At 70.1% G+C, this 25,032-nt stretch carries 24 protein-coding genes; 13 read left to right on the top strand and 11 right to left on the bottom strand.

Annotation, left to right across the window (positions count from 1 at the left end; genetic code table 11):
- Positions 1 to 170: 170 nt before the first annotated feature.
- Positions 171 to 1,202 carry a LacI family DNA-binding transcriptional regulator gene (locus ACSMXX_RS06200; protein ID WP_473183036.1) on the bottom strand — a complete coding sequence of 344 codons (1,032 nt, stop codon included), beginning with the start codon at positions 1,200 to 1,202 and terminating at the stop codon, positions 171 to 173.
- Positions 1,203 to 1,375: 173 nt separating this feature from the next.
- On the opposite strand from ACSMXX_RS06200, the gene ACSMXX_RS06195 reads away from it, so the two are divergent.
- Entirely contained in the window at positions 1,376 to 4,072 is a 2,697-nt protein-coding gene (locus tag ACSMXX_RS06195) for a PA14 domain-containing protein (protein WP_473183035.1), read from the top strand.
- Positions 4,073 to 4,251: 179 nt separating this feature from the next.
- Here ACSMXX_RS06195 and ACSMXX_RS06190 read toward each other — a convergent pair whose 3' ends face one another.
- The 6 genes from ACSMXX_RS06190 to ACSMXX_RS06165 form a co-directional block, all read right to left on the bottom strand.
- On the bottom strand, positions 4,252 to 5,019 hold the full coding sequence (locus tag ACSMXX_RS06190; protein ID WP_473183034.1) for a S1 family peptidase: 768 nt from the start codon (positions 5,017 to 5,019) through the stop codon (positions 4,252 to 4,254).
- 180 nt (positions 5,020 to 5,199) lie between these two features.
- A complete protein-coding gene (locus ACSMXX_RS06185) occupies positions 5,200 to 5,817 on the bottom strand; it encodes a TOPRIM nucleotidyl transferase/hydrolase domain-containing protein (RefSeq protein ID WP_473183033.1) in 618 nt (205 codons plus the stop codon).
- Positions 5,818 to 6,014: 197 nt separating this feature from the next.
- Positions 6,015 to 6,827 (bottom strand): enoyl-CoA hydratase-related protein, encoded by an 813-nt coding sequence (locus ACSMXX_RS06180; protein ID WP_473183032.1) that lies wholly within the window; start codon positions 6,825 to 6,827, stop codon positions 6,015 to 6,017.
- The gene (locus ACSMXX_RS06175) at positions 6,751 to 9,030 is read right to left on the bottom strand and encodes an acetate--CoA ligase family protein (RefSeq protein ID WP_473184658.1); all 2,280 of its coding nucleotides are present in this window, start codon (positions 9,028 to 9,030) and stop codon (positions 6,751 to 6,753) included. Before ACSMXX_RS06175 ends, ACSMXX_RS06180 begins: the two co-directional genes overlap by 77 nt.
- Positions 9,030 to 10,259 (bottom strand): acyl-CoA dehydrogenase family protein, encoded by a 1,230-nt coding sequence (locus tag ACSMXX_RS06170; RefSeq protein WP_473183031.1) that lies wholly within the window; start codon positions 10,257 to 10,259, stop codon positions 9,030 to 9,032. Before ACSMXX_RS06170 ends, ACSMXX_RS06175 begins: the two co-directional genes overlap by 1 nt.
- Positions 10,260 to 10,270: 11 nt before the next feature.
- Entirely contained in the window at positions 10,271 to 10,837 is a 567-nt protein-coding gene (locus ACSMXX_RS06165; RefSeq protein ID WP_473183030.1) for a thioesterase family protein, read from the bottom strand.
- Between the two features lie 174 nt (positions 10,838 to 11,011).
- Here ACSMXX_RS06165 and ACSMXX_RS06160 point away from each other — a divergent pair, with 174 nt between their 5' ends.
- Positions 11,012 to 11,848 (top strand): IclR family transcriptional regulator, encoded by an 837-nt coding sequence (locus ACSMXX_RS06160; protein WP_473183029.1) that lies wholly within the window; start codon positions 11,012 to 11,014, stop codon positions 11,846 to 11,848.
- 168 nt (positions 11,849 to 12,016) lie between these two features.
- Here the strand turns inward: ACSMXX_RS06160 and ACSMXX_RS06155 are convergent, their stop codons facing one another.
- The 3 genes from ACSMXX_RS06155 to ACSMXX_RS06145 form a co-directional block, all read right to left on the bottom strand.
- Positions 12,017 to 12,487, bottom strand: coding sequence for a hypothetical protein (locus ACSMXX_RS06155; protein WP_473183028.1), 471 nt, complete (start codon positions 12,485 to 12,487; stop codon positions 12,017 to 12,019).
- A gap of 446 nt (positions 12,488 to 12,933) precedes the next feature.
- On the bottom strand, positions 12,934 to 13,359 hold the full coding sequence (locus ACSMXX_RS06150; RefSeq protein WP_473183027.1) for a hypothetical protein: 426 nt from the start codon (positions 13,357 to 13,359) through the stop codon (positions 12,934 to 12,936).
- Between the two features lie 28 nt (positions 13,360 to 13,387).
- Complete coding sequence (locus ACSMXX_RS06145) at positions 13,388 to 17,977, bottom strand: DUF6531 domain-containing protein (RefSeq protein ID WP_473183026.1); 4,590 nt, start codon at positions 17,975 to 17,977, stop codon at positions 13,388 to 13,390.
- A 352-nt stretch (positions 17,978 to 18,329) separates the two neighbouring features.
- Between ACSMXX_RS06145 and ACSMXX_RS06140 the strand changes: the two genes are divergently transcribed.
- The 9 genes from ACSMXX_RS06140 (at position 18,330) to ACSMXX_RS06100 (ending at position 23,036) form a co-directional block, all read left to right on the top strand.
- Positions 18,330 to 18,821, top strand: coding sequence for a DUF6069 family protein (locus ACSMXX_RS06140; RefSeq protein WP_473183025.1), 492 nt, complete (start codon positions 18,330 to 18,332; stop codon positions 18,819 to 18,821).
- Between the two features lie 150 nt (positions 18,822 to 18,971).
- Complete coding sequence (locus ACSMXX_RS06135) at positions 18,972 to 19,211, top strand: DUF6411 family protein (RefSeq protein WP_473183024.1); 240 nt, start codon at positions 18,972 to 18,974, stop codon at positions 19,209 to 19,211.
- A 90-nt stretch (positions 19,212 to 19,301) separates the two neighbouring features.
- On the top strand, positions 19,302 to 19,517 hold the full coding sequence (locus ACSMXX_RS06130) for a hypothetical protein (protein ID WP_473183023.1): 216 nt from the start codon (positions 19,302 to 19,304) through the stop codon (positions 19,515 to 19,517).
- A gap of 32 nt (positions 19,518 to 19,549) precedes the next feature.
- Positions 19,550 to 19,882 carry a hypothetical protein gene (locus ACSMXX_RS06125; RefSeq protein ID WP_473183022.1) on the top strand — a complete coding sequence of 111 codons (333 nt, stop codon included), beginning with the start codon at positions 19,550 to 19,552 and terminating at the stop codon, positions 19,880 to 19,882.
- Complete coding sequence (locus ACSMXX_RS06120) at positions 19,879 to 20,247, top strand: ArsR/SmtB family transcription factor (protein ID WP_473183021.1); 369 nt, start codon at positions 19,879 to 19,881, stop codon at positions 20,245 to 20,247. Before ACSMXX_RS06125 ends, ACSMXX_RS06120 begins: the two co-directional genes overlap by 4 nt.
- A complete protein-coding gene (locus tag ACSMXX_RS06115) occupies positions 20,244 to 20,615 on the top strand; it encodes an MmcQ/YjbR family DNA-binding protein (protein WP_473183020.1) in 372 nt (123 codons plus the stop codon). Before ACSMXX_RS06120 ends, ACSMXX_RS06115 begins: the two co-directional genes overlap by 4 nt.
- Positions 20,616 to 20,721: 106 nt before the next feature.
- Entirely contained in the window at positions 20,722 to 21,432 is a 711-nt protein-coding gene (locus ACSMXX_RS06110) for a haloacid dehalogenase type II (protein ID WP_473184657.1), read from the top strand.
- A 141-nt stretch (positions 21,433 to 21,573) separates the two neighbouring features.
- Positions 21,574 to 22,134, top strand: coding sequence for a dihydrofolate reductase family protein (locus tag ACSMXX_RS06105; protein WP_473183019.1), 561 nt, complete (start codon positions 21,574 to 21,576; stop codon positions 22,132 to 22,134).
- Between the two features lie 176 nt (positions 22,135 to 22,310).
- Positions 22,311 to 23,036 (top strand): HAD family acid phosphatase, encoded by a 726-nt coding sequence (locus tag ACSMXX_RS06100; protein ID WP_473183018.1) that lies wholly within the window; start codon positions 22,311 to 22,313, stop codon positions 23,034 to 23,036.
- Positions 23,037 to 23,166: 130 nt separating this feature from the next.
- On the opposite strand, the gene ACSMXX_RS06095 is transcribed toward ACSMXX_RS06100, so the two are convergent.
- Positions 23,167 to 23,532, bottom strand: coding sequence for a DUF805 domain-containing protein (locus ACSMXX_RS06095; protein ID WP_473183017.1), 366 nt, complete (start codon positions 23,530 to 23,532; stop codon positions 23,167 to 23,169).
- A gap of 250 nt (positions 23,533 to 23,782) precedes the next feature.
- Here ACSMXX_RS06095 and ACSMXX_RS06090 point away from each other — a divergent pair, with 250 nt between their 5' ends.
- On the top strand, positions 23,783 to 24,403 hold the full coding sequence (locus ACSMXX_RS06090; protein WP_473183016.1) for an L-threonylcarbamoyladenylate synthase: 621 nt from the start codon (positions 23,783 to 23,785) through the stop codon (positions 24,401 to 24,403).
- A gap of 217 nt (positions 24,404 to 24,620) precedes the next feature.
- Positions 24,621 to 25,025, top strand: a complete 405-nt coding sequence (locus ACSMXX_RS06085; protein WP_473183015.1) for a GntR family transcriptional regulator — start codon at positions 24,621 to 24,623, stop codon at positions 25,023 to 25,025.
- The last annotated feature ends 7 nt before the right edge of the window (positions 25,026 to 25,032 follow it).

Below are 25,032 nucleotides of genomic sequence, written 5' to 3'. Positions count from 1 at the left end.
AACTGGTCCTTGCGAGGGCGGGGTTCGAGCCTCTGCCGGGTCTCCTGCCTGCGACAACTGCCGATTCCGCGCCGATTCCGGTGCCGGCGCCGGTGCCGGTTTCCGGGTGTCCGGTGCCGGTTTCCGATTGTCCGGGTGTCCGGTGCCGGTGTACGCGGGCCGCCCGCGGGTCAGTCCGGAGGACGCCGTCCGCGTGTGCTCTCCCGCTCCACCAGGGTGAATCCCGGCTGGAGTTGACGGGTCGCAGCGCCGTCGCCGGTGTCCTTCCCGGCCAGGCGTCCGACGATCGACTCCACCGCCAGCCGGGCTATGGCCTGCTTGTCCGGTGCCACCGTCGTCAGCGTCACGGCGCCGTACCGTCCCTCCGTCAGATCGTCGAAGCCGACGACTGCGACGTCCTCCGGCACCCGCAGTCCCCGCTCGGACATCACCCGCATCGCCCCGATCGCGATCAGGTCGTTGTAGGCGAACACCGCGTCAGGTCGCTCACCCGCGTCCAGCAGGGCCGCCATCGCCGCCGCCCCGTCGGCGCGGTCCCAGCCCTCCACCAGCGCGACGAGAGCGTCGTCGGCCTTCACGCCGCGGGCGGCCAACTCCGCCTGCCAGCCCAGGAGTCGGAGGTGGGAGGGCTGACTGGGACGGTCGTCCCGTGCCCCGAGGAACGCGATGCGGCGGCGGCCCAGATCCAGTAGGTGGCGCACCGCGGCGCGGGCTGCCGCGATGTTGTCGATGGCGACGTGGTCGTGCGGCAGGTCGTAACGCCGCTCGCCGATCAGCACCAGCGGGGCACTGTCCGTACGCGCCGCGAGGTCTTCGGTCTCCAGTTCCAGCGGGTTGAGGATCAGCCCGTCGATGACCTGTGCCTGGAAGCCCTGGGTGACGAGGAGTTCGCGCTCGCGGCTGCCCTGGGTGTGGTCCAGCAGGACGGTGTAGTCGTGCGCCGCGGCGGCGTCGATCACGGCCCCGGCCAGTTCGGCGAAGTACGGGTTGCCCAGCTCGGGCACCGCGAGCGCGATGATCCCGGTGCGGCCCTTGCGCAGGTGGCGGGCCGTGATGTTCGGCCGGTAGCCCAGCGCGTCGATGGCGCTCTGCACCTTCTCCCGGGTGGCGGGGGTGACGTGCTGATATTTGTTCACCACGTTGGAGACGGTCTTGATCGACACCCCGGCGTATTCCGCGACGTCCTTGAGACTCACCCTCACCCTGCGCTCCCCATTCTCGGCGGGCCGCTGTGCTTGCGCTGCCGTCACGCGCCTGGACAGGTGACAGCAGCCGTGCTGTCATGCCAACAACCCTTGCTTCCAACGTTATACAAGACGGATCGGGACAAGGGCAGTGCCGCAACCATCTCCTGCACACCTCATCCGGAGGTCCCGTGAGACGCGCACACACCTGGCCGGCGGCTGCTGCCGCCGCATTCTCCCTCCTCGTTCTCCTGGCGGTCTCGCTGGGATCCGTACCGCCCGCGGCGGCCGCTCCGCCCGCTCAGGAACCTCCCGTGGTGCACGGACTCAAGGGCGAGTACTGGACCCAGTCGGCCCCCGGCGCATACGACTTCGGCACCCTGCAGGCCACCGCCTTCGATCCCTCCCTCGACTTCGCGGACCTGGAGCCGCGACTCCAGGAGCGCAGCGGCCGGGCCGACCACGCCAGCGTCCGCTGGACCGGGACGATCACCCCCACGAAGACGGGCGAACACACCTTCCACATCAGCGGCGACAACGGCTTCCGCATGTGGATCGACGGCGAACCGGTCATCGACCACTGGGTTCCCGACTGGGACAACGAGCAGAACTCCGCCCCCGTCCGACTTCAGGAGGGCGTCCGGCACTCCGTGAAGATCGAGTACTTCGAGGAGGAGGGCGGCTCCAACCTGCACGTGCGCTGGACCCCGCCCGGCGGCGAGAAGACCGCGATCCCGCAGTCCGCCTACACCCCGCCCGAGGACTTCGACTACGACGGACCGGCCGAGCTGCGCGTCGGCACCTCCGGGCGCACTCTGGAGCTGGCCTTCGCACAGCGCCTGACCGAACCGCCCGCCGGCTTCCCGGAGCACCTCAAGGCCGTGATCGGCGGCGTCGAATGGCCGCTGGGCGGCGCACGGCTGGATCCGGACGACGACCACCGGCTCGTCGTCACGCTCCCCGAGCCCGTGGTCGGCCAGGGCGGTACGGCGGACGTGCGCTACGACGGCGACGGCGGTCTCGTCGACGCGGACGGCGAGCCGGTCGGCGGCTTCTGGACCGCGGGCGAGAACGGGTCGGAGTACCAGCTCAAGACCGACTGGGCCGACGAGGCCGGACCGGACAACGCGCTGCCCGAGTACCCCCGGCCCCAGCTCAAGCGCGACCAGTGGCGCAACCTGAACGGCATCTGGCAGTTCGCCGGCGCCGAGGAGGGCGAGCAGCCGCCGACCGGCGAGAAGCGCCGCCTGGAGGAGAAGATCCTCGTGCCCTACCCCGTCGAGTCCCAGCTCTCCGGCCTCGAACGGCACGAGGAACGCATGTGGTACAAGCGGTCGTTCACCGTTCCCGCCGACTGGGACATCGGCTCGGGCAAGCGTCTGCACCTCAACTTCGACGCCGTCGACTGGCGGGCCACCGTATACGTCAACGGCGAGCGGGTCGCGGCGCACAAGGGCGGCTACGACCGCTTCACCGCCGACGTCACCGACGCCCTGCGGCCGGGGCCGGACCAGGAACTCGTCGTCGGCGTCCACGACCCGACGGACTCTCCCGAGGGGGAGAACCCGCCCGTGGGCAAGCAGCGGCTGGAGCCGGAGGGCATCTGGTACACCCCGTCGTCGGGCATCTGGCAGACCGTCTGGATGGAGCCCGTCGCCGCCGAGCACACCACGGACGTCAAGACGACACCGGATGTGAGCGGCGAGCAGGTGACCGTCACCGCGCGCGGCGTGCCCGACGGCGTGCCCGTCACGGCCGTGGCGTACGACACGAGGGGTGGCGGAGCCGGCGAGGGCGTCGGTGGCGAGAGCGGCGAGAGCGGCGACAGGGGCGGCACGGGCCGCGAAGTCGGACGGGCCACCGGAACCGGCGACGAGCCCTTCGACGTCCCCGTGCCCGATCCGAAGCTGTGGTCGCCGGACGACCCGCACCTCTACACCCTCAAGGTGACGGTGGGGGAGGGCAGTTCGGCCGACACGGTCGAGAGCTACTTCGGCATGCGCGAGATCGCGGTGAAGGACATCGACGGCAAGCGCCGCATGGTGCTCAACGGCAAGCCGGTCTTCTCCATGGCCACACTCGACCAGGGCTTCTGGCCCGACGGGCTGTACACCGCGCCCACCGACGAGGCCCTCGCGTACGACCTGCGGGCGCACAAGGAGCTGGGTTTCAACTCGGTGCGCAAGCACATCAAGGTCGAGCCCGACCGCTGGTTCTACCACGCCGACCGCCTCGGCCTGCTGGTGTGGCAGGACATGCCCTCGATGCGCTCGGACCGCACGCCGGACCAGCAGGCACGCCTGCAGTACGAACACGAGATGAAGCGCATGGTCGAGCAGCACGACAGCCATCCTTCGGTGATCATGTGGGTCACCTTCAACGAGGGCTGGGGGCAGTACGACCAGGCACGTATCGCCGACTACGCGAAGGGACTCGATCCCACGCGCCTGGTCAACAACATGAGCGGCCACAACTGCTGTGGCGCCGTCGACGGCGGCAACGGCGACATCTCCGACGCACACGGCTATCCCGGCGCCCAACTGCCCGAGCCGGACGGTGAACGGGCCCTGGTAAGCGGTGAGTACGGCGGCCTCGGGCTGGCCGTGCCCGGCCATTCGTGGCCGGTACGGCACACGTACGTCGGTGTGGAGAAGGAGAAGTACACCGACGAGTACCTCGCCAAGCTCAAGGACATCGAGCAGTTCGCCGCCTGCGAGGGCAGCAGCGGCGCCGTCTACACCCAGATCACCGACCTGGAAGGGGAGTTGAACGGCCTGATGACCTACGACCGGAAGGTCGGCAAGGCCGACACGGGCCGCCTCGCCGCGGCACACGCCGCCCTCCTGGAGGGCGTCGCCGAGGACACCCTGACCTGCGAACGCGGCTGAAGCGCGTCCCTTCGCCTTCGCCTTCCCCTGCGCCGTCCCCCGCCCCTGCCACGGGCCCGGCCCCGTGGCAGGGGCGGGGGAAGGGGCCCGGGCAGCGCGCACCGGGCGCTGTGGCTGGGGCGGCCGCCGCCCCGCTCGTGCGGCGGGGCGGCGCCGTCGAGCGGCGTTGTGCGCGCGGGTCAGGAGAGGGTCAGGCCGTAGGCCGCGAGGGCTTCGGTGATGGGCTGGTAGAAGGTCGAGCCGCCGCCGGAGCCGACGATGAAGCCGAGGGCGGTGCCGCCGGAGAAGGCGGGGCCTCCTTCGTCGCCCGGCTCCGAGTGCGCGGTGGAGCGGAAGAGGCCGTTGACGGTGCCCTGCGGGTAGTCGACCGACACGTTGACCGCCTCGACGGTGCCGCACTGCAGGCCGCTGACACGTCCCACATGGCACATGGACTGGCCGACGGCGGGGGAGGCGCTGCGGGTGATGTCGACCGGTTCGCCGGAGCCGGTGTTGATCTCGCCTGGGCGTGCCACGTCGGGGTTGGTGTAGCGGATCAGCCCGTAGTCGTCGCCGGGGAAGGACGATCCGGCCGTCGAGCCCACCGGCACGGTCATGGCGGGGTCGGCGTACCAGGTGTCCGCGCCCGTCACGCAGTGGCCGGGGCTGATGGCGTAGTCGTCGGTGCCGTCGGTGGCGTTGAAGCTCACAGTGCAGACGCGCCCCGCCGCGTAGAGGGAGTCGCCGCCTCGGACGGTCGACTGTACGGTGGCGGGCTGCCGGCTCTGCGTGCCGGTGCCGGCTGTGCCGGAGGTGTCACCGCCCGACGCGGCGTTTGCGGCCGGCGCGGGCAGCGCCCCGAGCAGCAGCAGGGCGAAGAAGGCACAACCTGCGGTGAGACGTCCGCGCCTCCTCGAATGCGGGCCTGCGTCAGGTCTTCGGAGTCTTCGGGGTCTCCGTGATGTCATCGTCCAGTCCTCCTGGAGTGCCGCGCCACGGCCGCAACTGCAGGCCGCAGCTTGCGTGTTGGGCCCGCCATCGGGCCGTCTGTCCGAGCTTGCCCATTGTGTGAGAACGGCCGCGGGCGCACCAGGCGGTCTCGCTCCCGCGTTCGTCCGACTTCTGGCGGGGCCGACATCGCCCGGCGGTCAGAGGCCGGCGAGCAGGTCGTCCAGTGGGGCGGGAACGCGGTCGGGATCGAGGGCCTCGACGAGCACGCGGCCGTAGCGGATCTTGCGACCCTTCTTCGTGCCGAGGAAGCGCCGCAGCTGCTGCTGTGAGGTGCGGCCCCGCTGTGCGGGCTGCCGCAGGAAGGTCCGCAGGGCGCGAAGGTCGCCCTCCGCCCGGACGAGCTCCTCCACTTGTGTCACGCCCAGCGCGCGGATGAGTTCGTCTTCCAGATCCGCCGCGCAGACGAAGAACTCCCGCTGTGCTGCGCCGGCCCGCTCCAAGCCGCGGTCGTAGAAGCCGCGCTCCGCCTCGTCGCACAGCCCCGTGAGGCGGAGGCCCAGGCCGGGCGGCCCGAGGAGGTGGGCGAAACGTCCGACGCTCATCGCACCGCCCATCGGCAGGACGCAGACTCCTTCGGCCGCCAGGTCCCGTCCGCGGCTCTCGGCCAGCGCGCTGACCGCTTCGACGTCGCTCGACCCTTCGAGCAGGACGGCTGTCCGGACGCGCAGGCGGGCGGCCAGCTCGTGCGCGGGGTCGCCGGGGCCGCCCGCCGCCCATGCGGTGACCGCCTCCCGGAACGAGCCCATGTCAGCCATGCGACGAGTCTCCGGGCTTTCCGGCCACCACGGTAGGGAATTTCCGCCGGCGCGGCGGTCGGCGGTGAGGACGCGTGCCCGGCGGTCACGGTCCGGACGGTGGGGATCGTCCGAAACGGTCCGGACGAAGGACGTGGAGGACGCATGTGCCGCTGCCACCACCGCCGCCCCGGACCGGTCGCGGGGCCTGACTGGCGCTACGACGCAGACGGACCGTGGAACGCCGGGAGCCGGCTCCAGCGGGGCGCCCGCTTCTCCGCGAAGGCGCGCGGCCCCTCCTGCGCGTCCTCGGAGGCCAGCATGGCCCGGTAGCGGGGCATGCCGGTGCCGCGCATGCGGACGTAGGCGTCCTCGACCCCCAACTGCTCCGTCGTGCGCAGCACTTCCTTCACGGCGGCCACGGCCAGGGGCGCACCCTCCCGGATCGTGTGTGCCAGGGTGAGCGCCTTCTCCAGTGCGGTGTACGGGCGTTCGGCGACCTGGTTCACCAGTCCCCACCGTGCGGCTTCCCCGGCGTCCAGCCGCCGGCCGGTCAGCAGCAGCTCCGTCGCCACGGCGCGCGGCAGCCTGCGCGGCAGCCGCAGCACACCGCCGGAGTCGGCGATCAGGCCGACCTTCACCTCAGGGAGGGCGAACTCCGCGTGGGCGTCGGCCACGATCAGGTCGGCGGCGAGGGCGAGTTCGAAGCCGCCGCCCAGTGCGAGTCCGTTCACGGCGGCGATCACCGGCTTGTCGAGGTCGAACAGCTCGGTCAGCCCCGCGAATCCGCCGGGCCCGTGGTCGGCGTCGACGGCCTCGCCGGCGGCCGCCGCCTTCAGGTCCCAGCCCGCGGAGAAGAACCGCTCGCCGGCGCCGGTGACAACGGCGGCCCGCAGGGTGCCGTCCCTGCGGAGGCGGTCGAAGGCCTCGTACAGGGCGTGACTCGTGGGGGAGTCAATGGCGTTGGCCTTGGGGCGGTCCAGTGTGATCACGAGTACGCCGTCGTGTACGTCGAGTCGTACGGGGTCCATGGTGTCCTTCTCCGTCGTTGCCGTCGTTGCCGTCGTTGCCGTCGTCGCCGTCGTGACCGTTGCTCCGGTTGCCGTCGTTCCGGTCGTCCGGGTGCCGTGCGACGCGTCTGAGCAGTACGTCCGCGGCGACCGCGCCCCGTCCCTCAGGCAGTACCAGCAGCGGGTTGACGTCCAGTTCGGTGACCTCGGGGTGGTCGCGTACGCAGGCGGCGACGGCCTGGACCGCGTCGACCGCCGCGCGTACGTCGCCCGCCGGGCCGCCCCGGAAGCCGCACAGCAGCGGCCACAGGCGCAGCGAGGAGATCGCGGCCTCGATCTCCTCTCGGGTGGCGGGGAGCAGCAACGTGGCCGTGTCCCGGACCAGTTCCACCAGTACGCCGCCCGCGCCGAGCGTCAGCGCGGGGCCGAAGACCGGGTCGTGGTGCACGCCGACGAGGAGTTCCGCGACGGCGTCCGGCACCATCCGCTCGATGAGGAACCGGTCGGCGAGCCCCGCCATGCCCGAGACGGCCTCGTCCACCGCCGCCTCACCGGCCAGCCCGAGGCGTACGCCGCCCGCTTCGCTCTTGTGCGCCAAGCCGGCGGCGAGGGCCTTGACGACGACGGGGAAGCCCAGACCGCGAGCGGCATGCGCGGCCGCGCCGGGTGCCGTCACGGCGCCGTCCGGGACGGTCAGGCCGTACCGGGCAAGCACCCGCTTTCCCGCGTGCTCGTCCAGCACCTCCTCGTCTCCGCGGGCGGTGAGGCGGCGTACCGGGCCGTGCGGCGGCGACAACCGGTCGGCCGCGCGCTGGGCGGTGCCGATCCGGTGGGCCGCCGCGACGGCCCGTACGCAGTCCGCCAGCCCCTGCAAGGGGGCGATTCCCTCCGACAGCAGCCGCCGCGCGGCCGGTTCCGGCACCCCTTCGGGCAGCGAGCCGACGACGCACGCCGGGGCACCGGTCTGGCGCTGTGCCGCGGCGTAGGCGTCCAGTGTGGTGATCCAGCCGTCGCTCTCGCACCGGTCGGCGCGTGGCATGTCGAGCAGCAGCAGGTTCATGTCGCAGTCCGCTCCCAGGAGTGCGGTGAAACACTCCCGCTGCGCGGTGAAGTCGCCCCAGATGTAGGTGTGGTAGTCGAGCGGATTGCGTACGTGCACGTGCTCGCCCAGGACTTCGCGCAGCCGCCGTGCCGACTGCGCGGGGAGCGGCGGGAGTTCGACGCCGTGCCGCTGTGCGGTGTCGGCGAGCAGGGCGGCCTCGCCGCCGGAGCAGCTGGCCGAGGTGATCCGGGCACGCCCCGCCGGGTACGGGACCCCGTCCGGACCGCCGTCCGGCCGCCCCCTGAGCGCTCCGTGTACGTGCAGCAGCTTCAGCGTCTCCACGAAGGTGCCGATCTCCTCCACCCGTGCGACACCGGTGCGCCGGAACAGGGCGTCGCACAGCACGTCCGATCCGGCGAGAGCGCTCGTGTGGCTCATGGTGGTCTGCGCGCCGAGCTCCGAAGTGCCCGTCTTCAGCGCCACCACCGGCACTCCGCGCCGCAGCGCGGACAGTGCCGCGCGGGCGAACCCGGCGGCGTCCGCGATCCCTTCCATGTGCAGCCCGATGGCGGTCACCCGCGGGTCCTCCAGCAGCGCCTCGATCAGCCGGGGTGTCCCCGTGACCGCACCGTTCCCGGCGGTGATCACGTACGAGAGGGGGAGAGCGCGGCGCTGCATGGTGAGGTTCTGGGCGATGTTGCCGCTCTGGGTGATGACGGCGACGCCGCTGTCCGTACGGACGCCGCCGTGCTGGTCGGGCCAGAGTGCCGTGCCGTCCAGGTAGTTGAGGACGCCGATGCAGTTGGGGCCGATCACCGGCATGTCGCCTGCGGCGGTACGCAGCGCCTCTTCCAGCGCGGCGCCCCGCGGCCCGTCCTCGGCGAAGCCGGACGCGTGGCACACGGCCCCTCCGGCGCCGCGCCCGGCGAGTTCCGCGACGATGCCCACGGTGGCCTCCCCGGGCACCGCGAGGAACGCGGCGTCGGGCGCCGCGGGAAGCTCGGCCGTGCTGCGGTGACAGGGCAGGCCTTCGATGTGCTCCCGCCTCGGGTGTACGGGCCACAGCTCGCCCTCATAGCCGACGGCGCGGCACTGACGTACGGCCTCGGCCGCCGGTTCGCCGCCGTACAGGGCGATGTGACGGGGCGCCAGCAGCCGCTTGAGGGAGGGCGGGCCCGCCATCAAGCGCCCAGGGGACGCAGCAGGGAGCGGGAGATGATGTGCCGCTGGATCTCGCTCGTACCGTCCCAGATGCGCTCGACGCGGGCATCGCGCCAATAGCGTTCGATGGGCAGTTCGGCCATGAGTCCCATGCCGCCGAAGGTCTGGAGCGCCTGGTCGGTGATGCGGCCCAGGACCTCCGAGGCGTACAGCTTGGCCATCGCCGCGTCGCGGTCGGTCATGGTGCCCTGGTCCTGCTTCCAGGCGGCGCGCAGGGTCAGCAGTTCGGCGGCCTCCAATTCGGTGGCCATGTCGGCGAGCGGGAAGCTCACGCCCTGGAAGCGGCCGACTGGCTGCCCGAACTGCTCGCGTTCGGCGGCCCATTCGAGGGTGAGGTCGAGGACGCGGCGGGCGCGGCCGATGCTCGTGGCGGCGACCTGGAGGCGGCTGGCGCCGAGCCACTGCCCCATCAGCCCGAAGCCTTCCCCCTCCTCGCCCAGACGCTGCGCGGCCGGCAACCGTACGTCGGTGAAGGTCAGTTCGCACTGGTGGTAGCCGCGGTGCGACACGCACCCGGAGCCGCGCCGCACTTCCACGCCCGGTGCGTCGAGGTCCACCAGGAAGGCGGTGATGAGGTTCTTGGTGCCGCGCGGTGTCTTCTCGGTGCCGGTGGCCGCGAACACGATGGCGAAGTCGGCCATGTCGGCGTGCGAGATGAAGTGCTTGGTGCCGTTCAGTACGTAGCTGCTGCCGGCGTTTCCGCCGGCGTCGCCGCTGTCGCCGCCGCGGCCGCTGTCGTCCCCGACGGCGCTCCCGTCGCCCTCCCGTACGGCGCGGGTCCGCATCGAGCGCACGTCGGAGCCGGCGCCCGGCTCGGTCATGGCGAGACAGTCGTGCCGCTCGCCGCGGACCGCGGGGAGCAGGTAGCGGGTGCGCTGCTCTCCCTCGCAGGCTTCGAGGATGTTGCTGGGGCGTGCGACGAGCATCTGGAGGGCGAGACCGGTCTTGCCCAGCTCGCGTTCGACGAGGGTCAGGCTGACCGCGTCGAGTCCGCCGCCGCCGATCTCCGCCGGCATGTTCGCCGCGTACAGCCCTGCTTCGATTGCCTTCTCCCGGATGCTGCGGGCCAGTTCGGGCGGCACGTCGTCGAGCCTTTCGACCTCGTCGGCGTGCGGGTCCAGTTCGTTCGTCACGAACTTGCCGACGGTCTCGACGATCATCCGCTGCTCGTCGGTGAGCGTGAACTCCACGGTTTCTCCTCTCACGTGGCCCGGCGGCCGCGGTCGCCGGGTATGCCCATGGGTTTGCCGACCGCTTCGGGCACGGGCAGTACGTCGTGCGCGGCCTGGATCGCGCCGAGCCGGCGCAGCAGTTCTCCGGGGAGCGGGCAGGCCCTGCCCTGCTCCGTGTCGACGTGCAGCAGCATCTGTTCGGCGGTGGCCAGCAGGGCGCCGTCCGCGCCGTGCCGCATCTCGTGGAAGAGGTGCACACGCTTGGCGTCGTGGTCGAGCAGCCGCAGCGTGAGCCGGAGCGGTTCACCCTCGGTGGCCTCGCGCTTGTTGTGCAGGTGCGTCTCGACCGTGTAGAGCGACCCGCCGTCCGCCCGGTACTCCTCGTCGATGCCGAGGAAGCGGAAGAAGGCGTCGGAGTTGTCACCGAAGACGAGCAAGTAACACGACTCGCTCATGTGCCCGTTGTAGTCCACCCACTCCGGCCGCACCGGAGTGCTGTGCAGCGCCAGCGGCGCCGGAACGGGAGCCGAGTCCACCCATGGCCGGTGGCCCGTCCCCTCGTACGGGGTGACGACGCGTGCCGCGTTCTCTGCCATCTGCCCACCTGAGATCGTCCCGCATGGATCGCATATTGTGCGACGTACGTTCGCAATATGCGACGCTACGAGTGGGCGTTCCGGCTCGTCAAGGGGCGGCGAACGCCCGCACGGGCCCCGGCCGGGCGGACAACTACGCTTCCCGGAACAGACGGAGAGAGCGGAGGCAACGGAATGGACGCGGCGCACGCCCCGGCCGCCCCGGCCGAGCACAACGAGCAGGACGAGCAGGTCGAGCAGGGCGGGACACGTACGGGCGGCGGCCGGGTACAGGCACTCGAGCGGGCCATCGCCCTGCTCAACGCCGTCTCCGCGAGCGCTCCCGACGGGCGCCCCGTCGCCGAACTCGCCGCGGAATGCGGGCTGAACCGGGCTACGGCCTGGCGGCTGCTGGCCACCCTGGAACATCACGCCCTGGTCGAGCGCGACCCGGCCGGCAACCGGTACACCATCGGTTCCGCGATCAGCCGCATGGCCTCGAACGCGAGCGTGGAAGGGCTGATCCGCCGCTCACACGACGTACTGGAGCGGCTGTGCCGGGACACCGGTGAGACGGCGAACCTCGCGGTGGCCGGGCGGCTCGGACTCACATACGTCGACGAGGTCGTCCCGTCCGCGGTGCTCAGCGCGCGCTGGCTCGGCCGGCAGGTCCCGATCCACGCCACCTCAGCCGGCAAGGCGCTGCTGGCCTGGCAGACGCCCGGAGAGGTGGACGCCCTGCTGTCCGGTCCGCTGGCCGGGTACACCGAGACCACCCACACCGACCGGCAGGCCCTGCACGCCGAACTCGCAAAGGTCCGCGCCCAGGGCTACAGCGTCAGCGTCGGCGAACTCGAACCCCAGCTGTACGGTGTCGCCGCCCCCGTTCTCGACGCGGGCGACCGCCCCGTCGCCGTCGTCAGCGTCTGGGGCCCGCGGGACCGCGTTCCCGAATCCCGTTTCGCGGAACTCGGGGCGCAGGCACGGCAGGCGGCGCGCGAAGTACGCGAACGCCTCGCGCCGGGGGCGTGATCGCCGCCGGCGCACGGCGACACCGGTCACGCGGGCGGGTTCTCCTGGGGCGAGCGGGGCGGCGCCGGACGCCGCCCCGCCGCTGACCGGATGACTCGGTTGCGCGGTGCCTCGGAAGTGGTGCTTTCGGAAGCGGTGCTTCGGTAGTGGTGCCTCGGACGTGGTGCCTCAGAAGGTGAACGGCCCCGGCGACTGGGGCGAGGTGGCGGTGCAGTTCACCGTGATGGTCCCGAAGATCACGAGCTTCACCGACTTCGCCTCCATGATGTCGCCGGCGGCGACGGTGCCGTCCAGCGGACCGGAGTTGACGTCGTCACCTGCGGACATCGCGGGGTTGGACTTCCCCGTGAAGGTCGCGGTGTCGCTGCCGTTCTTCGTCATGGTGAGCGTGGTCTCGACCGATCCGGCGGCCACATCGATCGGAGCCTTCACGGCCGAGGAGGAGAGCGTGATCGTCGCGGCGGTTCCGTCCTGCGTGGCCTTGAGAGTGGCCTCGCCGGCGCCGGCGCTTCCGCAGTCGGCCGACACGGTGGCCGTCGTCGGGTCGACGGCGGCCGCGGTCGGCGCGAACGCCACAGCGCCCGCCGCAAGTACGGCCGTACCCAGTGCAGTTGCGTACGCTGATCTGCTGCGTCCCATGGAAATGCCTTCCGGTTGTGGGGGAGTTGCATGACCACCGCAAACGCGCTTCACGTCTGACGCGCGGGGGACGCGGTGTGGGGGCGGTGCGTGCTGCGGTCTCCAGGGATGCGAACGGCCGTCACTCAGGCCGCACTCCGGGACGCCACAGGTCTGGCCAGTCAGTCCACGCGTTGCTAATTGATGCGCGTGATGCGGGTGAACGCAAGGGCGCCGGGGGCGACTTCAGGCCATCTCCGCGACGCGGAGGGCGCCGCGGGGGCTTGGCGTGCGGGGGGCGAAGCGCGCATTGTCTGCCTCCGCCCCGTCGGAGGCAGCCCCACCAGGAAGAACGTCCGTGGCAGCCACCTGGTCGCTGTCGGCGAGCGCTGGCCGACGTGGGTCGGCTATTTGAACCCGCACCAACGGCGAGATGCAGGCTGAGCCCTGTCAGGGACAGAGAAATGTCATGCCATGTGGACGTCGACGTCCTTGGGCTCATTCCCGCTCGAGAGGCGGCTGGGAGTGTGCGTCGAACCCGTAGGGTCTTCCAGCCAGAAGAGAGCGCCAGCCGCGACGAAACCCGCAACACCCTCTCCTCGAAGTCGGTAGACCCTTCGATCACCGATCTCGCATCCGATCAATGAGGTGAAGGCCTGCACTTCTGAAGGGTCGGCTTCGGCGATCTCCAGATTGTGATAGCTGTCCGCGACGGCGATCGCGGCAACATCTTTGAACTGAACGTCGATGACCGTGTCACTCTTGAGGTAGCGACCTGAATGGTAGCCAGTCTTCCCGCTTCTCAACAAGAATTCACCGTGCGTGCCCCCGGCGCTGGAGAGATGGAACTTCCGTTCCTCGAACTTCACGGGAAGGGGGGTCTTGCGTGCCATTTTCGTCCTATCCGTCTGCAGTCAAGCTTTATCCGTCGAATGGCCTGTTCAGCAGATTTCCACCACTGTAGAAATCAATCTTGTCGAGAACGCCCAGCTCGTGCATGACGCTGAGCTCCCATTGCGTGGGAACCGCTCGGCCAAGACTGTCCGCCATCCTGGCGTTGTTCAGTTGCTCCAGGGGCGTGTCTCCTTCGAGGCCATCCAGCATGAACGAAACCCGTGCTCCGGGGTAATCCATCCGCAACAGTTCACCCGAGGTGTAAACCGTTCCTCGCCAGTCAGGGTCTCTGAGAAGGTGCCGGGCGCCGATGCGTTCGGCGAAGTCTTCCAGACCGTGGTAGCGCGACCCCAGTGCAATATGGTCTGGTTCGCTCTCCTGCGATGTCCGACAGTCAGGCGCCAGGCCCAAGGGATCGGTTGCACTGCAGGGGTTGGTGACGTAGGCGGCTGGGTTCGGTGCTGGGACGAGCCCGAGGGGGTCCGGGGAGGTGTAGCGGGCGGTTTCGGGGTCGTAGTGGCGGAAGTAGTTGTAGTGGAGGGCGGTTTCGGGGTCCTCGTACTGGCCCGGGAAGCGTAATGGGGTGTGGGCCGTGGCATCGCGGTTGCGGGTGGTGGTGCCCCAGAGGGTGGTGCGGGTGTGCCAGGCGATGTGGCCGGTTTCGTCGACGAGTTCGGTGGGGGTGCCCACCAGGTCGGTGACGATGGCGAAGAAGCGGGAGTCGTACTCGTCCTGGGTGAGGTCGTCCGTCGCCCGTGGTTTGCGTTCGAGTTGGGTGAGTGGGCGGTGCCCTTCGTGGTCCCAGGTGAGGGTGACGCCGGTGGTGGTGTCGGTCTGTTCGGCGAGGCGCGTGCCGTCCCAGGTGAAGTGAACGGCCTCGACGGCACTTTGACCGTCTTCGGCCATGCGGTACTTCGCGGTGCGGCGGCCCATGGGGTCGTAGGTGTAGCGCCACTGTGTGCCGTCGGGTGTGGTGCATGAGGTGAGGCGGTCCTCAACGTCCCACTCGTAGCGCCAGGTGTCCGGCTTGCGGGAGAGGCGGCGCTTCTGGCGCAGGGTCATGCGGCCCGCGGCGTCGTGTTCGTAACGGATGCTGCCGGCGGTGAGGATGCGGGTGCCGGTGTACTGGCGTTCGCCGCGGGCTTCCGTCCGGCCCGCGTCCTCGGGCCACGTCGCCTCGGTCTGGTTGCCCGCCTGGTCGTAGGCGTAGGACTCGGTCCAGCCGTCGGCGGTGACCGTCAACGGGCGTCCGGCCGGGTCCAGTTCCATCTGCTGCCGGGCGCCGGTCACGTCGTCGGTGATGGATGTGAGGTGGTTGTCGGCCCGGTAGGTGTAGGTGCGGGCGCGGAGGGTTCTGCCCGGGGTGGCGAGGTTGTGGGCGACGGGGCGGCCGGCCATGTCCCATGCGGTGGTCAGTGCCACAGGTGAGGTGTCGGAGCCCAGAGCGCGGGTCAGTTCGTGGCCGAGGGCGTCGTGCGTGAAGTCCAGGCGGTGGCCGTCGGCGGTCAGTGCCGAGCGGTTGCCGGCCTCGTCGTATGCGAGCTCCGTGAAGGCGCCGGTGGGGGTGGTGCGGGAGGTGCGGCGGCCGAGTACGTCGTAGGTGAAGCGTGTGGTGCGGCCGTCGACGGTCTCGGACAGGAGCCGCCCCATCACGTCCCGTTCGAAGGTGAGGGTGGAGGTCGGAGAGACGGCCTGTGTGAGGGTGCCGGCGGCGTCATACGAGTAGTCGGTGCGGAATCCGGACGCGTCCTTGGTCCTCACACGGCCCAAGTCGTCGTAGGTGTAGGCGATCTCTTGCCCGAGCGGCGTGGTGCGTGATGTGACGCGGCCCAACGCGTCGTGGGTGTAGGTGACTTCGCGGTCGTCGAAGTCGGACTCCGCGGTCAGGTTCCCGGCGCGGTCGTATGTGTAGTCCCAGGTGAGGCCCTGGGGGTTGTGGACCTGGGCGAGGCGGAGCTCGGCGTCGTATGCGAAGGAGTACCGGACGCCGTCGGAACCCGTACGGGCGGAGACCTTGTCGAAATGGGTGTACTCGAAGACAGTGGTGCCGCCCTGGGGGTCGGTGCGGCTGAGGCAGTTGCCCTCGCCGTCCCAGGTGAGGTGTTCGGTGCGGCCGTCCGGGGTGGTGCGCGCCGAGACACGGCCTTCCACGGTCCACACCGCGCGAGTGATCGCGCCGAGGGGGTCGGTGATGGTGGTGGGCCGGCCGAAGGCGTCGCGTTCGACGGTGGCGACACTGCCGGACTCGTCCGTGACGGAGACGGGCAGGCCCGCGTCGTTGATGGCGTAGGTGGCTGTCGCGCCTGACGGGTCCGTGGCAGTGGCCACGGCACCGGTGCGGTGGTGGGTGAATCGGCTGGTCGTGCCGTCCGCGTCGATGACGGCGGTGCGGTTTCCCCACTCGTCGAACTCCTGGGCCCACACAGCTCCGTCGGGTCCGGTCGAGGAGACCGGAAGGTTCAGTTCGTTGTAAGCCGCGGTGACGTGGCTGCCGTCCGGGAGGTGGACGGCTGTGAGGTTATGCGCTTCGTCGTACTCGTACCTGATGGTCGCGCCGAGAGGGTCGGTGCGGGAGAGGAGGTTGTCGTATCGGTCCCACTCCGAAGTGGTCGTGTGGCCAAGGGGGTTGGTCTCGGCGGTGATCTGGTGGAGGGCGTTGAGCTGGTAGACGGTGGTGGCGCCGGTGGCGTCGGTGAAGTGGGTGGTGCGCTGGACGCGGTCGTAGGACCAGCGGGAGGAGAGGTAGCCCTCGGGCCCGATCGTCTCGGTGACTCGGTTCGCCTCGTCGTAGACGTAGCGGTACGTGGAGTCGTTGCGGTCCGTCCATGCGGTGATGCGGCCGTGCGTGTCGTAGTCGAAGACCAGGGCCTGGCCGCTGGAGTTGGTGACGTGTGTGAGGTTTCCCGCCGCGTCGTGGCCGTAGGACATGACCTCCACGGGGCCGTCCGGGGTGGTGAGCGCAAGCCTGGTGAGGCGTCCGAGATCTGTGTGCAGGTTGACGCGGTAGCCGCCGGAGTGGACGAGCGTGGTGGGGGTGCCGTCCTCAAGACGGGCGAGGCTGATCTCGTTGCTGTTGCGGTCCTGCCACCAGCGCAGCCAGTACCAGCCTGAGCGGTGAGCCGGGCTGTCCGCGAAGCCGCGTGTGATGCCGGTGTGCGGGTCGTCGATGCGGTAGGTGATCTCGCCGAGTGCGCCCGTGCCCTCCCAGCTCAGTGGCAGGCGAGGTCCTTCCTCCGGCAGGACCTCGTCTTCGCCGTCGGCAGCGGGAAGGCGGGGGTAGTAGAGGATCGAGCCGTCCTCGCGTGCCCACCGCACTGCGCCCTTGGCGTCGACTTCGAGGCGCTCGTCCAGGGTGGAGGCCCATGAAGGGCCGAAGAACTGACCGTAGCGGTATGTCGACAGATGCGTCCGTGTGATCAGCAGCGGCAGCATGCCGGGCAGGGCGAGATCGGTCTGGGTGAGCAGCATCTCGCCGCTGGCCACATCGACCGGGTCCGTCTTGCAGACCCTGTTCTGTCCGTCGCGGCCGGTCAGCCGCATGTCCGACCCGGATTTGTCCATGGAGTCGGGCTTCACATGGCTGGAACTGCCGCCCGGTCCACCGCCGCCGGGGCCTTTGCCGTCGGTGCGTGAGTTGATGCCTTTGAGGTCGTCGACGATGGAGTCTTCGTTGCGTTTGTGGTTCTTGGAGGTGGTGCGGATGGCGCGGGTCATGCCGTCGGATATGTGGTCCCGCAGGGCGGGGCCGGCCTTCTTGGCGGCTTTGACGCCGGAGTCGATGAGGGCGTCGAAGGGGGCGGTGAAGGCGTCCTTGCCGCGGACGCGGCCGTGACTGGAGTCGGCGCGGTCCAGTTTCGACAGGGCGCCGGAGTCCATCTTGGAGCCGAGGCCGGCGAGGCTGGTGGCGGCTGTTTCGTGTTCGTCGTGGTCGACTTTGACCTTGCCGGTCTTGCCGGGGCCGGAGCCGAAACCGGCCGAGCCGGGTGCGGAGTTGAGCTGGGTGGCGTCCTTGCCCTTGGGCGGGCCGTCGCCGCCGGGCAGGCCGAGTGCCTCGGAGCCGAGCTCGACGAGGAGGTCGGCGGCTTTGCTCTCCAGTTTCGCGACCACGGGTTCGGTCAGCTTCGCGACGAGCTCCTCCACGATCGCCTCGGAGGCTTCCTTGATGGCGCGGCGGATCGCCTCCCGGCAGGCGGCGCTGGCCGCGGCGCCGCCCAGGGCCGACAGGCCGCCGGTGAAGACGGCTGCTGCGAGGGAGATGCCGACCGCGGCGGCCATGACGCCGAGTTCGATCTCGGCTTTGCGTTTCATTCCTTCGATGAGTCCGGCGACCACGTCCATGGCGTCGGCGAAGGTGCGGGAGACGTCGGCGACGTCCTGGAGATGTTTGCCCTTGACCTTTCCCCAGTGTGCTTCGAGGGCGTCGGCGGCAGCGCCTTCGCCGGAGGAGAGCAGTCGCTGGATCGCGCGGTGGGCCTCGGCTCCGTGGTCCTCGATGCTTTCGGCGAACTCCCGTAGCCCGCCGGCCATTTCGCGGTAATCGTCCTCGTCCACGTTCGGGAAACTGATCCCGATGTAGTCCAGGACCTCGTCGGCCCACTCCGGCAGCGTGTAACCCACCGTCAACTCCCCCGTTGCCCCCGCTACTTCGCGCCCTCCCCAGGGCACTTGTTCGACAGAATGCCACACCGTCATCCGTCGGAGCACGGCGATAATCGGACGCCTGGGAGCTGAACACGAGGTCAGCGGATGCTCGCTCCGTCTCCGTCTCCGTCTCCGTCTCCGGCTCCCGCTCCCGCTCCGCTTCAGCCGTCTGGCGCCGGCTGTCGCACGGGACCGGGACGGGCCGGCGGCGGGTCGGCCGGACCCCGGACCGCACCCAATCCGTCCTCCCGGACGCGATGAGTTCCGCCGCCCGCGAGCGTCTGTCTCTTCGGAGCCCTCGGTCGAGGACCCGTACGAGGAGGCAGAGATGAGCGAGAACCCCACCAGCGACACGACCGCGCCCAGGCCCACAGGGGCCGGACCCGCACCCAGTCCGATCCGGTCCCGGATCATCGCGCAGCCGGTCTGGCGGCTCGGTGTTCTCGTCGCCCTCGTAGGAGCCGCGGTCACCGAGGTGTTCGCGCTGGGTGCGCGCGGACTCGGCGTTCCCATGGAGGCCGCCTCCCCGGGCGCCCCGGCCGCCGAGCAGATCCCGGCCTTCGGCTTCGCGTTCGGAGTCCTCTTCAATTCCGTCCTGGGGATCGTCCTCGCGGTGGCCCTCGCCCGGTGGGCAAGGCGGCCCGCACGGATCTTCCTGATCACGACGGTCGCGCTCACCGCGTTGTCGCTGGTCCCGCCGGCACTCGCCCCGCACACCGCGGTCTCGACGCAGATAGTGCTGGCCTTCTCCCATCTGGTGGCGGCAGCCGTCATCATCCCGCCGCTGACGCTCCGGCTGAAGCACGCCGAGGGACGTTGAGCGAGCGGACCGCTGCGGGACGACTCCACGTACGCCGAGTGAACGCGAAGCATCCGAATTCGGTAACTTCCGTCACATCGCCGCCCGTACGGCGTACGGGCGCCTGCAGGGGGCACTCCAGGGTTCCGTCTCAACCAAGGAGTGGTCCGCGTGATCATCGGCATCGTCGTGGCCTGTGCCGTCCTGGCCGTACTGGCCTTCCTGCTCCCGCGGTTCTCACACCGTCCGCAGCGCGGGGCGCAACGCTCTCTGGGAACCGGGTCCCAGGTGGCGGGCAAAGCACCCGGGATGTCCGGCCGCCTGCTCAGCAAGCCGTTCCGCAGCAGTTCGCGTGCAGTGGGCAAGAGCGGGCGTGCCGGGCGCCGGACTCGCCGCCGTATGCCCTTCTGATACCTCGCCGGCTCGGGGTCCGGTCCGCCCCCGTACGCGGGTGGGGCATGCCGGATTCCGTCCGCCCGGGCCGGCGATCAGCATGAACGTGTGAAGACATCGATACCGGCGCGGCTCTCCTGGCTGCTGCTGGGGGTGTTCGGCAACCTGTCGTTGCTGAACTGGGCGGAACCGCTCTCCTTCGACGACAACAAGGTGCACCTCGTCGTCGGCATCCTGGCGACGGCGGGCGCCTGCGCCGCACATCTCGACGACCGCATCGCCGGCCGCGGGACAAGCCGTGCCGGCCGCCCGGTGGAGCCTTGATTTCATTTAGCGAGTACGCTAATAATCGCTCCATGAGTGATCCGATCACGTCCATCGCCCGCTACCGCGTCAAGCCGGGCAGCGAGAACGAGTTCCTGGAGATCGTCGACCGGCACTGGACCACCCTGCGCGAGGTCGAGCTGGTCACCGCCCGCGAACCGGAGGTCTTTCTGGGCACGGAGAAGGGGACGCAGGGGCCGCTCGTCGTAGAGATCTTCGACTGGGCGGACGAGGACGCGTCCGGACGTGCCCATACTCATCCCCTGGTCAGCCGGATCTGGGAGGCGATGGGCCCGCTGTGCGAGGAACGGGAGGGTCAGCCGCCGTTCGAGTTCCTCAACGTGCGGAGGCTCACCCGCCAGTGAGCTCGTCCGGTGACGCCAAGCCGGCGCGGGGACTGCGTGACCTCGACGACATCGACGCCGTCTTCGACGCGCTCAGCCACGCCTCCCGGCGGCACATCCTCCAGGTGCTGGCCGCCCGCGACGGTTCCCTGAACGCCGGTGAACTCGCCGCCCGGTTCAGCCACTCCTGGCCGACGACGACGCGCCATCTGGGAGTGCTGGTCGACGCAGGGCTGGTCTCGGTGTCCGCCGCGGGCCGTGAACGCCGCTACCGGCTGGAGCGTCAACGGCTCGGTGACGTACTGGCGTTGTGGCTCGGCAGCATCGGCTTCGCACTCGGACCGTCCGGGAGCGACGGGCCCGGCAGCAGAGAGGAGCGGGGATGAGCAACATGGACCGCCTGGAGCGGATCGCGGCGGAACTGCCGGAAGCGGAGCGCGTCGACATCGAGCAGTGGGGCGACCATCCGACCTTCCGCGTACGCGGGAGGAACTTCGTGTTCTGCGACGGAGAGGCTCAGCACCTCTCGCTCAAGCTGACACGGGAGGAGGCCGCGGCCGTCGTGGCGACGGACCCGGACGTCGAACCGGCCGGCTACGGGCTGGGCAGGCACGGGTGGATCGCCCTCACCCTCGCCCCGGACGCCGGCCGGGAGCGCTGGCAGCAGATCACGGAGTGGGTCCGCACCTCGTACACCCTCGTCGCGCCGAAGAAGCTGGCACGCGCGGTCCTGGAGGAGGACGGCACCCTCTGACCTCCGCGGGCCGGGAATCAGGACGGCTGCCCGCCGCGTTCGGCCAACAGCCACTTCCACGCCACCGCGTCGTCCAGGAGTCCCTCCCATGTCAGAGCTGGAGATCGTGCCGGAGCTGGAGATCGACGCCGTCGTGTTCGACGTGCTCGGCACGCTCGTCGACGAGCCCGCCGGTATCCGCGCGGGCATCCGTGAACTCGACCCGTCGCTCGGGGATTCCAGGATCGAGCAGCTCTTGTCGCTGTGGCAGCAGCACGTCGGCCGTGAGCAGCGACGCATCCTCGACGGCGTACGGTCCTACGTCGCCGGCGACGTCCTCGACCGGGAAGCCGCCCGCCTCGTAGCCGACGCCGCCGGAATCGGCGACCCGACCGCCGTAGCGGCGCTGGCCCTGTCAGGCCGCCGGCTCCCGCCGTGGCCCGACACCGTGGCGGGGCTCGCGCGGCTTGCCGGACGGTTCCCGCTGATCGGGCTCTCCAACGCGAGCCGGACGGCGCTGCTGGGGCTCAACGCCCACGCCGGCCTGCGCTGGCACCAGGCCCTGTCCGCCGAGGACGTCCGGACCTACAAGCCGGACCCGGCGGTCTACCAGCTGGCCGTCACCGTCTCCGGTCGACCGCCGCAGCAGCTGCTGATGGCCGCCGCCCACGCCTGGGACCTGCGCGCAGCGCAGGCGCTCGGCCTGCGCACCGCCTACGTCGCGCGCCCCGTCGGCGACCCGCCCCTCTCCTCGGACCGGTTCGACCTGTACGCCGAGGACCTGGCCGACCTGGCCGGTCAACTCGGCCACCTGGCCGGCCAACTCGGCGGCGCCTGAGGCCTGTCCGGCCGAACCTGTGCCTGGCGCCTCGCCTGCGCTCGTCGAAACACGGCCGCCTGACGCCGCGGCCCACCGATGATTCCCGGCCTTCGGCGCGGTCGTACGGGATGAACCGAACCGACTTCGCAGAGGGACGGCATGCGCACACTCGCGATCACGCAGAACATCACCGTCGACGGCTCCGTCGAAATGATCACTGACTGGTTCGACCCTCAGGGCCAGGGCGCTGCGGACATGACCGACGTCATGGAGGAGAACCGGCTGCAGAGCAGCCAGGCCGACGCGGTGCTCCTGGGCCGGCAGACGTTCGAGGACTTCCGGGGCTACTGGCCGCTGCAGACCGACGACACCACTGGCGTCACCGACTACCTCAACAGGGTCCAGAAGTACGTCGTCTCCTCCTCGCTCACCGACCCCGGGTGGGAGAACTCGACCGTGCTGGCGGGCGACCCGGTCGAGGAGGTGGCCGCGCTGAAGTCCCGGAGCGGCAAGGACATCGTGCTCACCGGCAGCATCACTCTGGCGCACGCGGTGATCGGGGCGGGCCTTGCCGACGAGTACCGCCTCTTCGTGTATCCCGTGGTCCAGGGCCGCGGCAGGCGCCTCTTCCCCGACGGGTACGAGATTCCGCGACTGCGGCTGGTGGAGTCGAAGGCCTTCCGGAGCGGTATCACCTTGCAGCGCTACGCGCCCGCCTGACGCCCGGCGTCGTCAATGGCTGCTTTTGCACGGTGCAGAACATGTCATTACTACCGATCGGTAGCCGGAACTTTCCACTCCGTCCATGATGAGACGTGAACATGCCACCGGGCCCCGCGCCGACCCGGCGAGGGGCCATCCCAAGTCGGCTTTCGCGACTCAGGAGTGACCCCCCCATGCATGTACGTAACTGGAAGAAGCGGCTCACGGTGTCCGTCGCCGGAGCGGCTGTCGCGACGGCGACGGCCGTCGGCGTGGCTCCCGCCACGGCCGCGCCCCCGCAGGCCCCGGCGACTGCGCAGGCCCCGGCGACCGCGCCCGCCGACTCGCAGGCGGCGCCCGCCACTTCCGCCTCGACCTTCGCCAAGCCGCACGGCGCCGACGCCCACTCCGCGCTCGCGGAAGAGGTCGACTACGACAAGTGGCAGCGCGACGTCAGCGCGGTCACGGACGAGGCCCGCCCGTACCTCGAGCAGCGCATATCGCAGGGCGACGGCGAGAAGATGGCCATCGTCCTCGACATCGACAACACCTCGCTGGAGACGCACTTCCATCCCGTCTGGGAGCTGCCGACGCCCGCGGTCAAGCAGACGCTGGAGCTCGCCCGTTACGCCGACTCCCAAGGCGTGGCCGTCTACTTCGTCACCGCGCGCCCCGGCATCATCTACTCGCTCACCAAGGACAACCTGGAGAAGGAAGGCTTCCCGATCGCCGGTCTGTACGTGCGTGATCTGCCGGACATCTTCGACGAGGTCAGCAAGTACAAGACGGCCAAACGGGCCGAGATCGAGTCCAAGGGCTACAAGATCATCGCCAACATCGGCAACACTCCGACCGACGTGGTGGGCGGGCACGCCGAGAAGACCTTCAAACTGCCGGACTACGACGGCGCGTTGAGCTGACGCTTCGAGGCGGACGCTTCGAAGCGGACGCTTCGAGAAGGAGCGAACGGCCAGGGCTGCGCGAGCGCCCTGGCCGTTCACCGTTCGCACGCACCGCTGCTGAGCGGCCCCGGTGCTGAGCTGCGAACCGTCAATGGACCGGAGAGAGTGCGGGGTTGGGGCCGTATGCGTTGTATTCCAGATCGCCCTGGCGCGCGAGCATGACCAACAGCACGGCCCAGCCCAGGACGGGGGCGAGAACGAGGAGCTGCCACCAGCCGGAACGCCCGGAGTCGTGCAGCCGCCGGGCTCCCACGGCGAGTACGGGGATGAGCGTCGCGAGGGCGTAGGCGAGGGAGACGAAGGACGCGGGCCCGCGCACGGCGTCGATGTGCTCGGGAATGTAGAGCGCCGTGGAGATGACGATGTCGACCAGGAAGAACATCCAGTACTCCCTGCGCCGCGCTCTCCCGTCGAACAATGCGTAGTTCTTCAGGACTTTCAAGTACCAGTACATCGGTTGCTCCAGTAACGCGGCCCCGTGGCCTGCGGTCTGCGTACGTCGGATCGGTGGGCAAAGGTGAGCGGGCGGGGCACGAGGTCGTCGCGCGCTCCAAGAGCACGATTCGCGCAGGGCGATGCGGGGGAGTGAGTAATCGCCGCTCAACTTCGCTGTGTGGCCGGCCCGTCACGGCGAGGCCGGCCGCTACGTGGTCGCTGTTCCGGTCATCCGGCCGGTACTTGCCGAGGTCACGTAGGGTCGGCGGATGGCGAAGTACTTCGACGTGCACCCCGACAATCCGCAACCGCGCACCATCAGCACGGTGGCCGACAGTCTCCGCTCCGGCGCGCTCGTCGCGTATCCGACGGACTCCTGTTTCGCCCTGGGATGCCAGCTGGGCAGCCGCGACGGGATGGACCGGATCCGGTCGATCCGCAACCTCGACGACCGTCACCACTTCACGCTCGTGTGCCAGAACTTCGCGCAGCTGGGCCAGTTCGTCCACGTCGACAACGACGTGTTCCGCGCGATCAAGGCGGCGACGCCCGGCAGTTACACCTTCATCCTCCCGGCGACCAAGGAGGTGCCGCGCCGTCTGCTGCATCCGAAGAAGAAGACGGTCGGCGTCCGGATCCCGGATCACGCCGTGACCCAGGCGCTGCTGGCCGCACTCGGCGAGCCGGTGCTCTCCAGCACCCTGCTCCTGCCCGAGGAGGAAGAGCCGATGACGCAGGGCTGGGAGATCAAGGAAAGGCTCGACCACGCGGTGGACGCGGTGATCGATTCGGGCGACTGCGGTACGGAGCCGACCACGGTCATCGACTTCTCGGGCGGCGGCGCCGAGATCGTACGCCGGGGCGCGGGCGACACCGCGCGCTTCGAGTAGCCGCACCGGCGACATCTCGCCGCCGCGCCGGGCGGCATGGCACACCGGCGCCTCACATGTCATCGCCCTCCCCCGCGCAGCAGACGCGGGGGAGGGCGATGACGTGCGTGGGGGCCACCGCGAACGTGCGCGAACGTGACCGAACGACCAGGGACTTGACAGCCACCACACCTTCATACACCCTTTCACTACTCAATTAGTGAAAGGGTGCTGGGGCTTGACCGCAGCAGGATCAATCCAGTTCCGAATCGACCGCCGCAGTGGTGTCGCCACCTACGTGCAGTTCGTCCAGCAGGTCAGGCAGGCCTTGCGGCTGGGCCTGCTGCACCCCGGCGACAAGCTCCCCACTGCCCGCGAGGTCGTCGAGGCGACGGCCGTCAATCCGAACACCGTGCTGAAGGCGTACCGCGAGCTGGAGCGCGAAGGGCTGGTCGAAGCCCACCGGGGGCTCGGCACTTTCGTCCGGGAGACGGTCGGTGCCGCTCCGGCCGTCGACTCCCCGTACCGGGCCGGCCTGGAGGACTGGGTTGCCCGCGCCCGCGAAGGCGGCCTGGAGCGGGAGGACCTGGAGGCCCTCTTCGACTCCGTGCTGAACAAGCACTTTCCGCAGGAGACCGCATGAACATCCC

The sequence above is a fragment of the Streptomyces sp. DSM 116795 genome, assembly GCF_055792905.1.
Note: the sequence above shows the minus strand (reverse complement) of the source record. Positions and strands in the feature narration are given on the sequence as shown.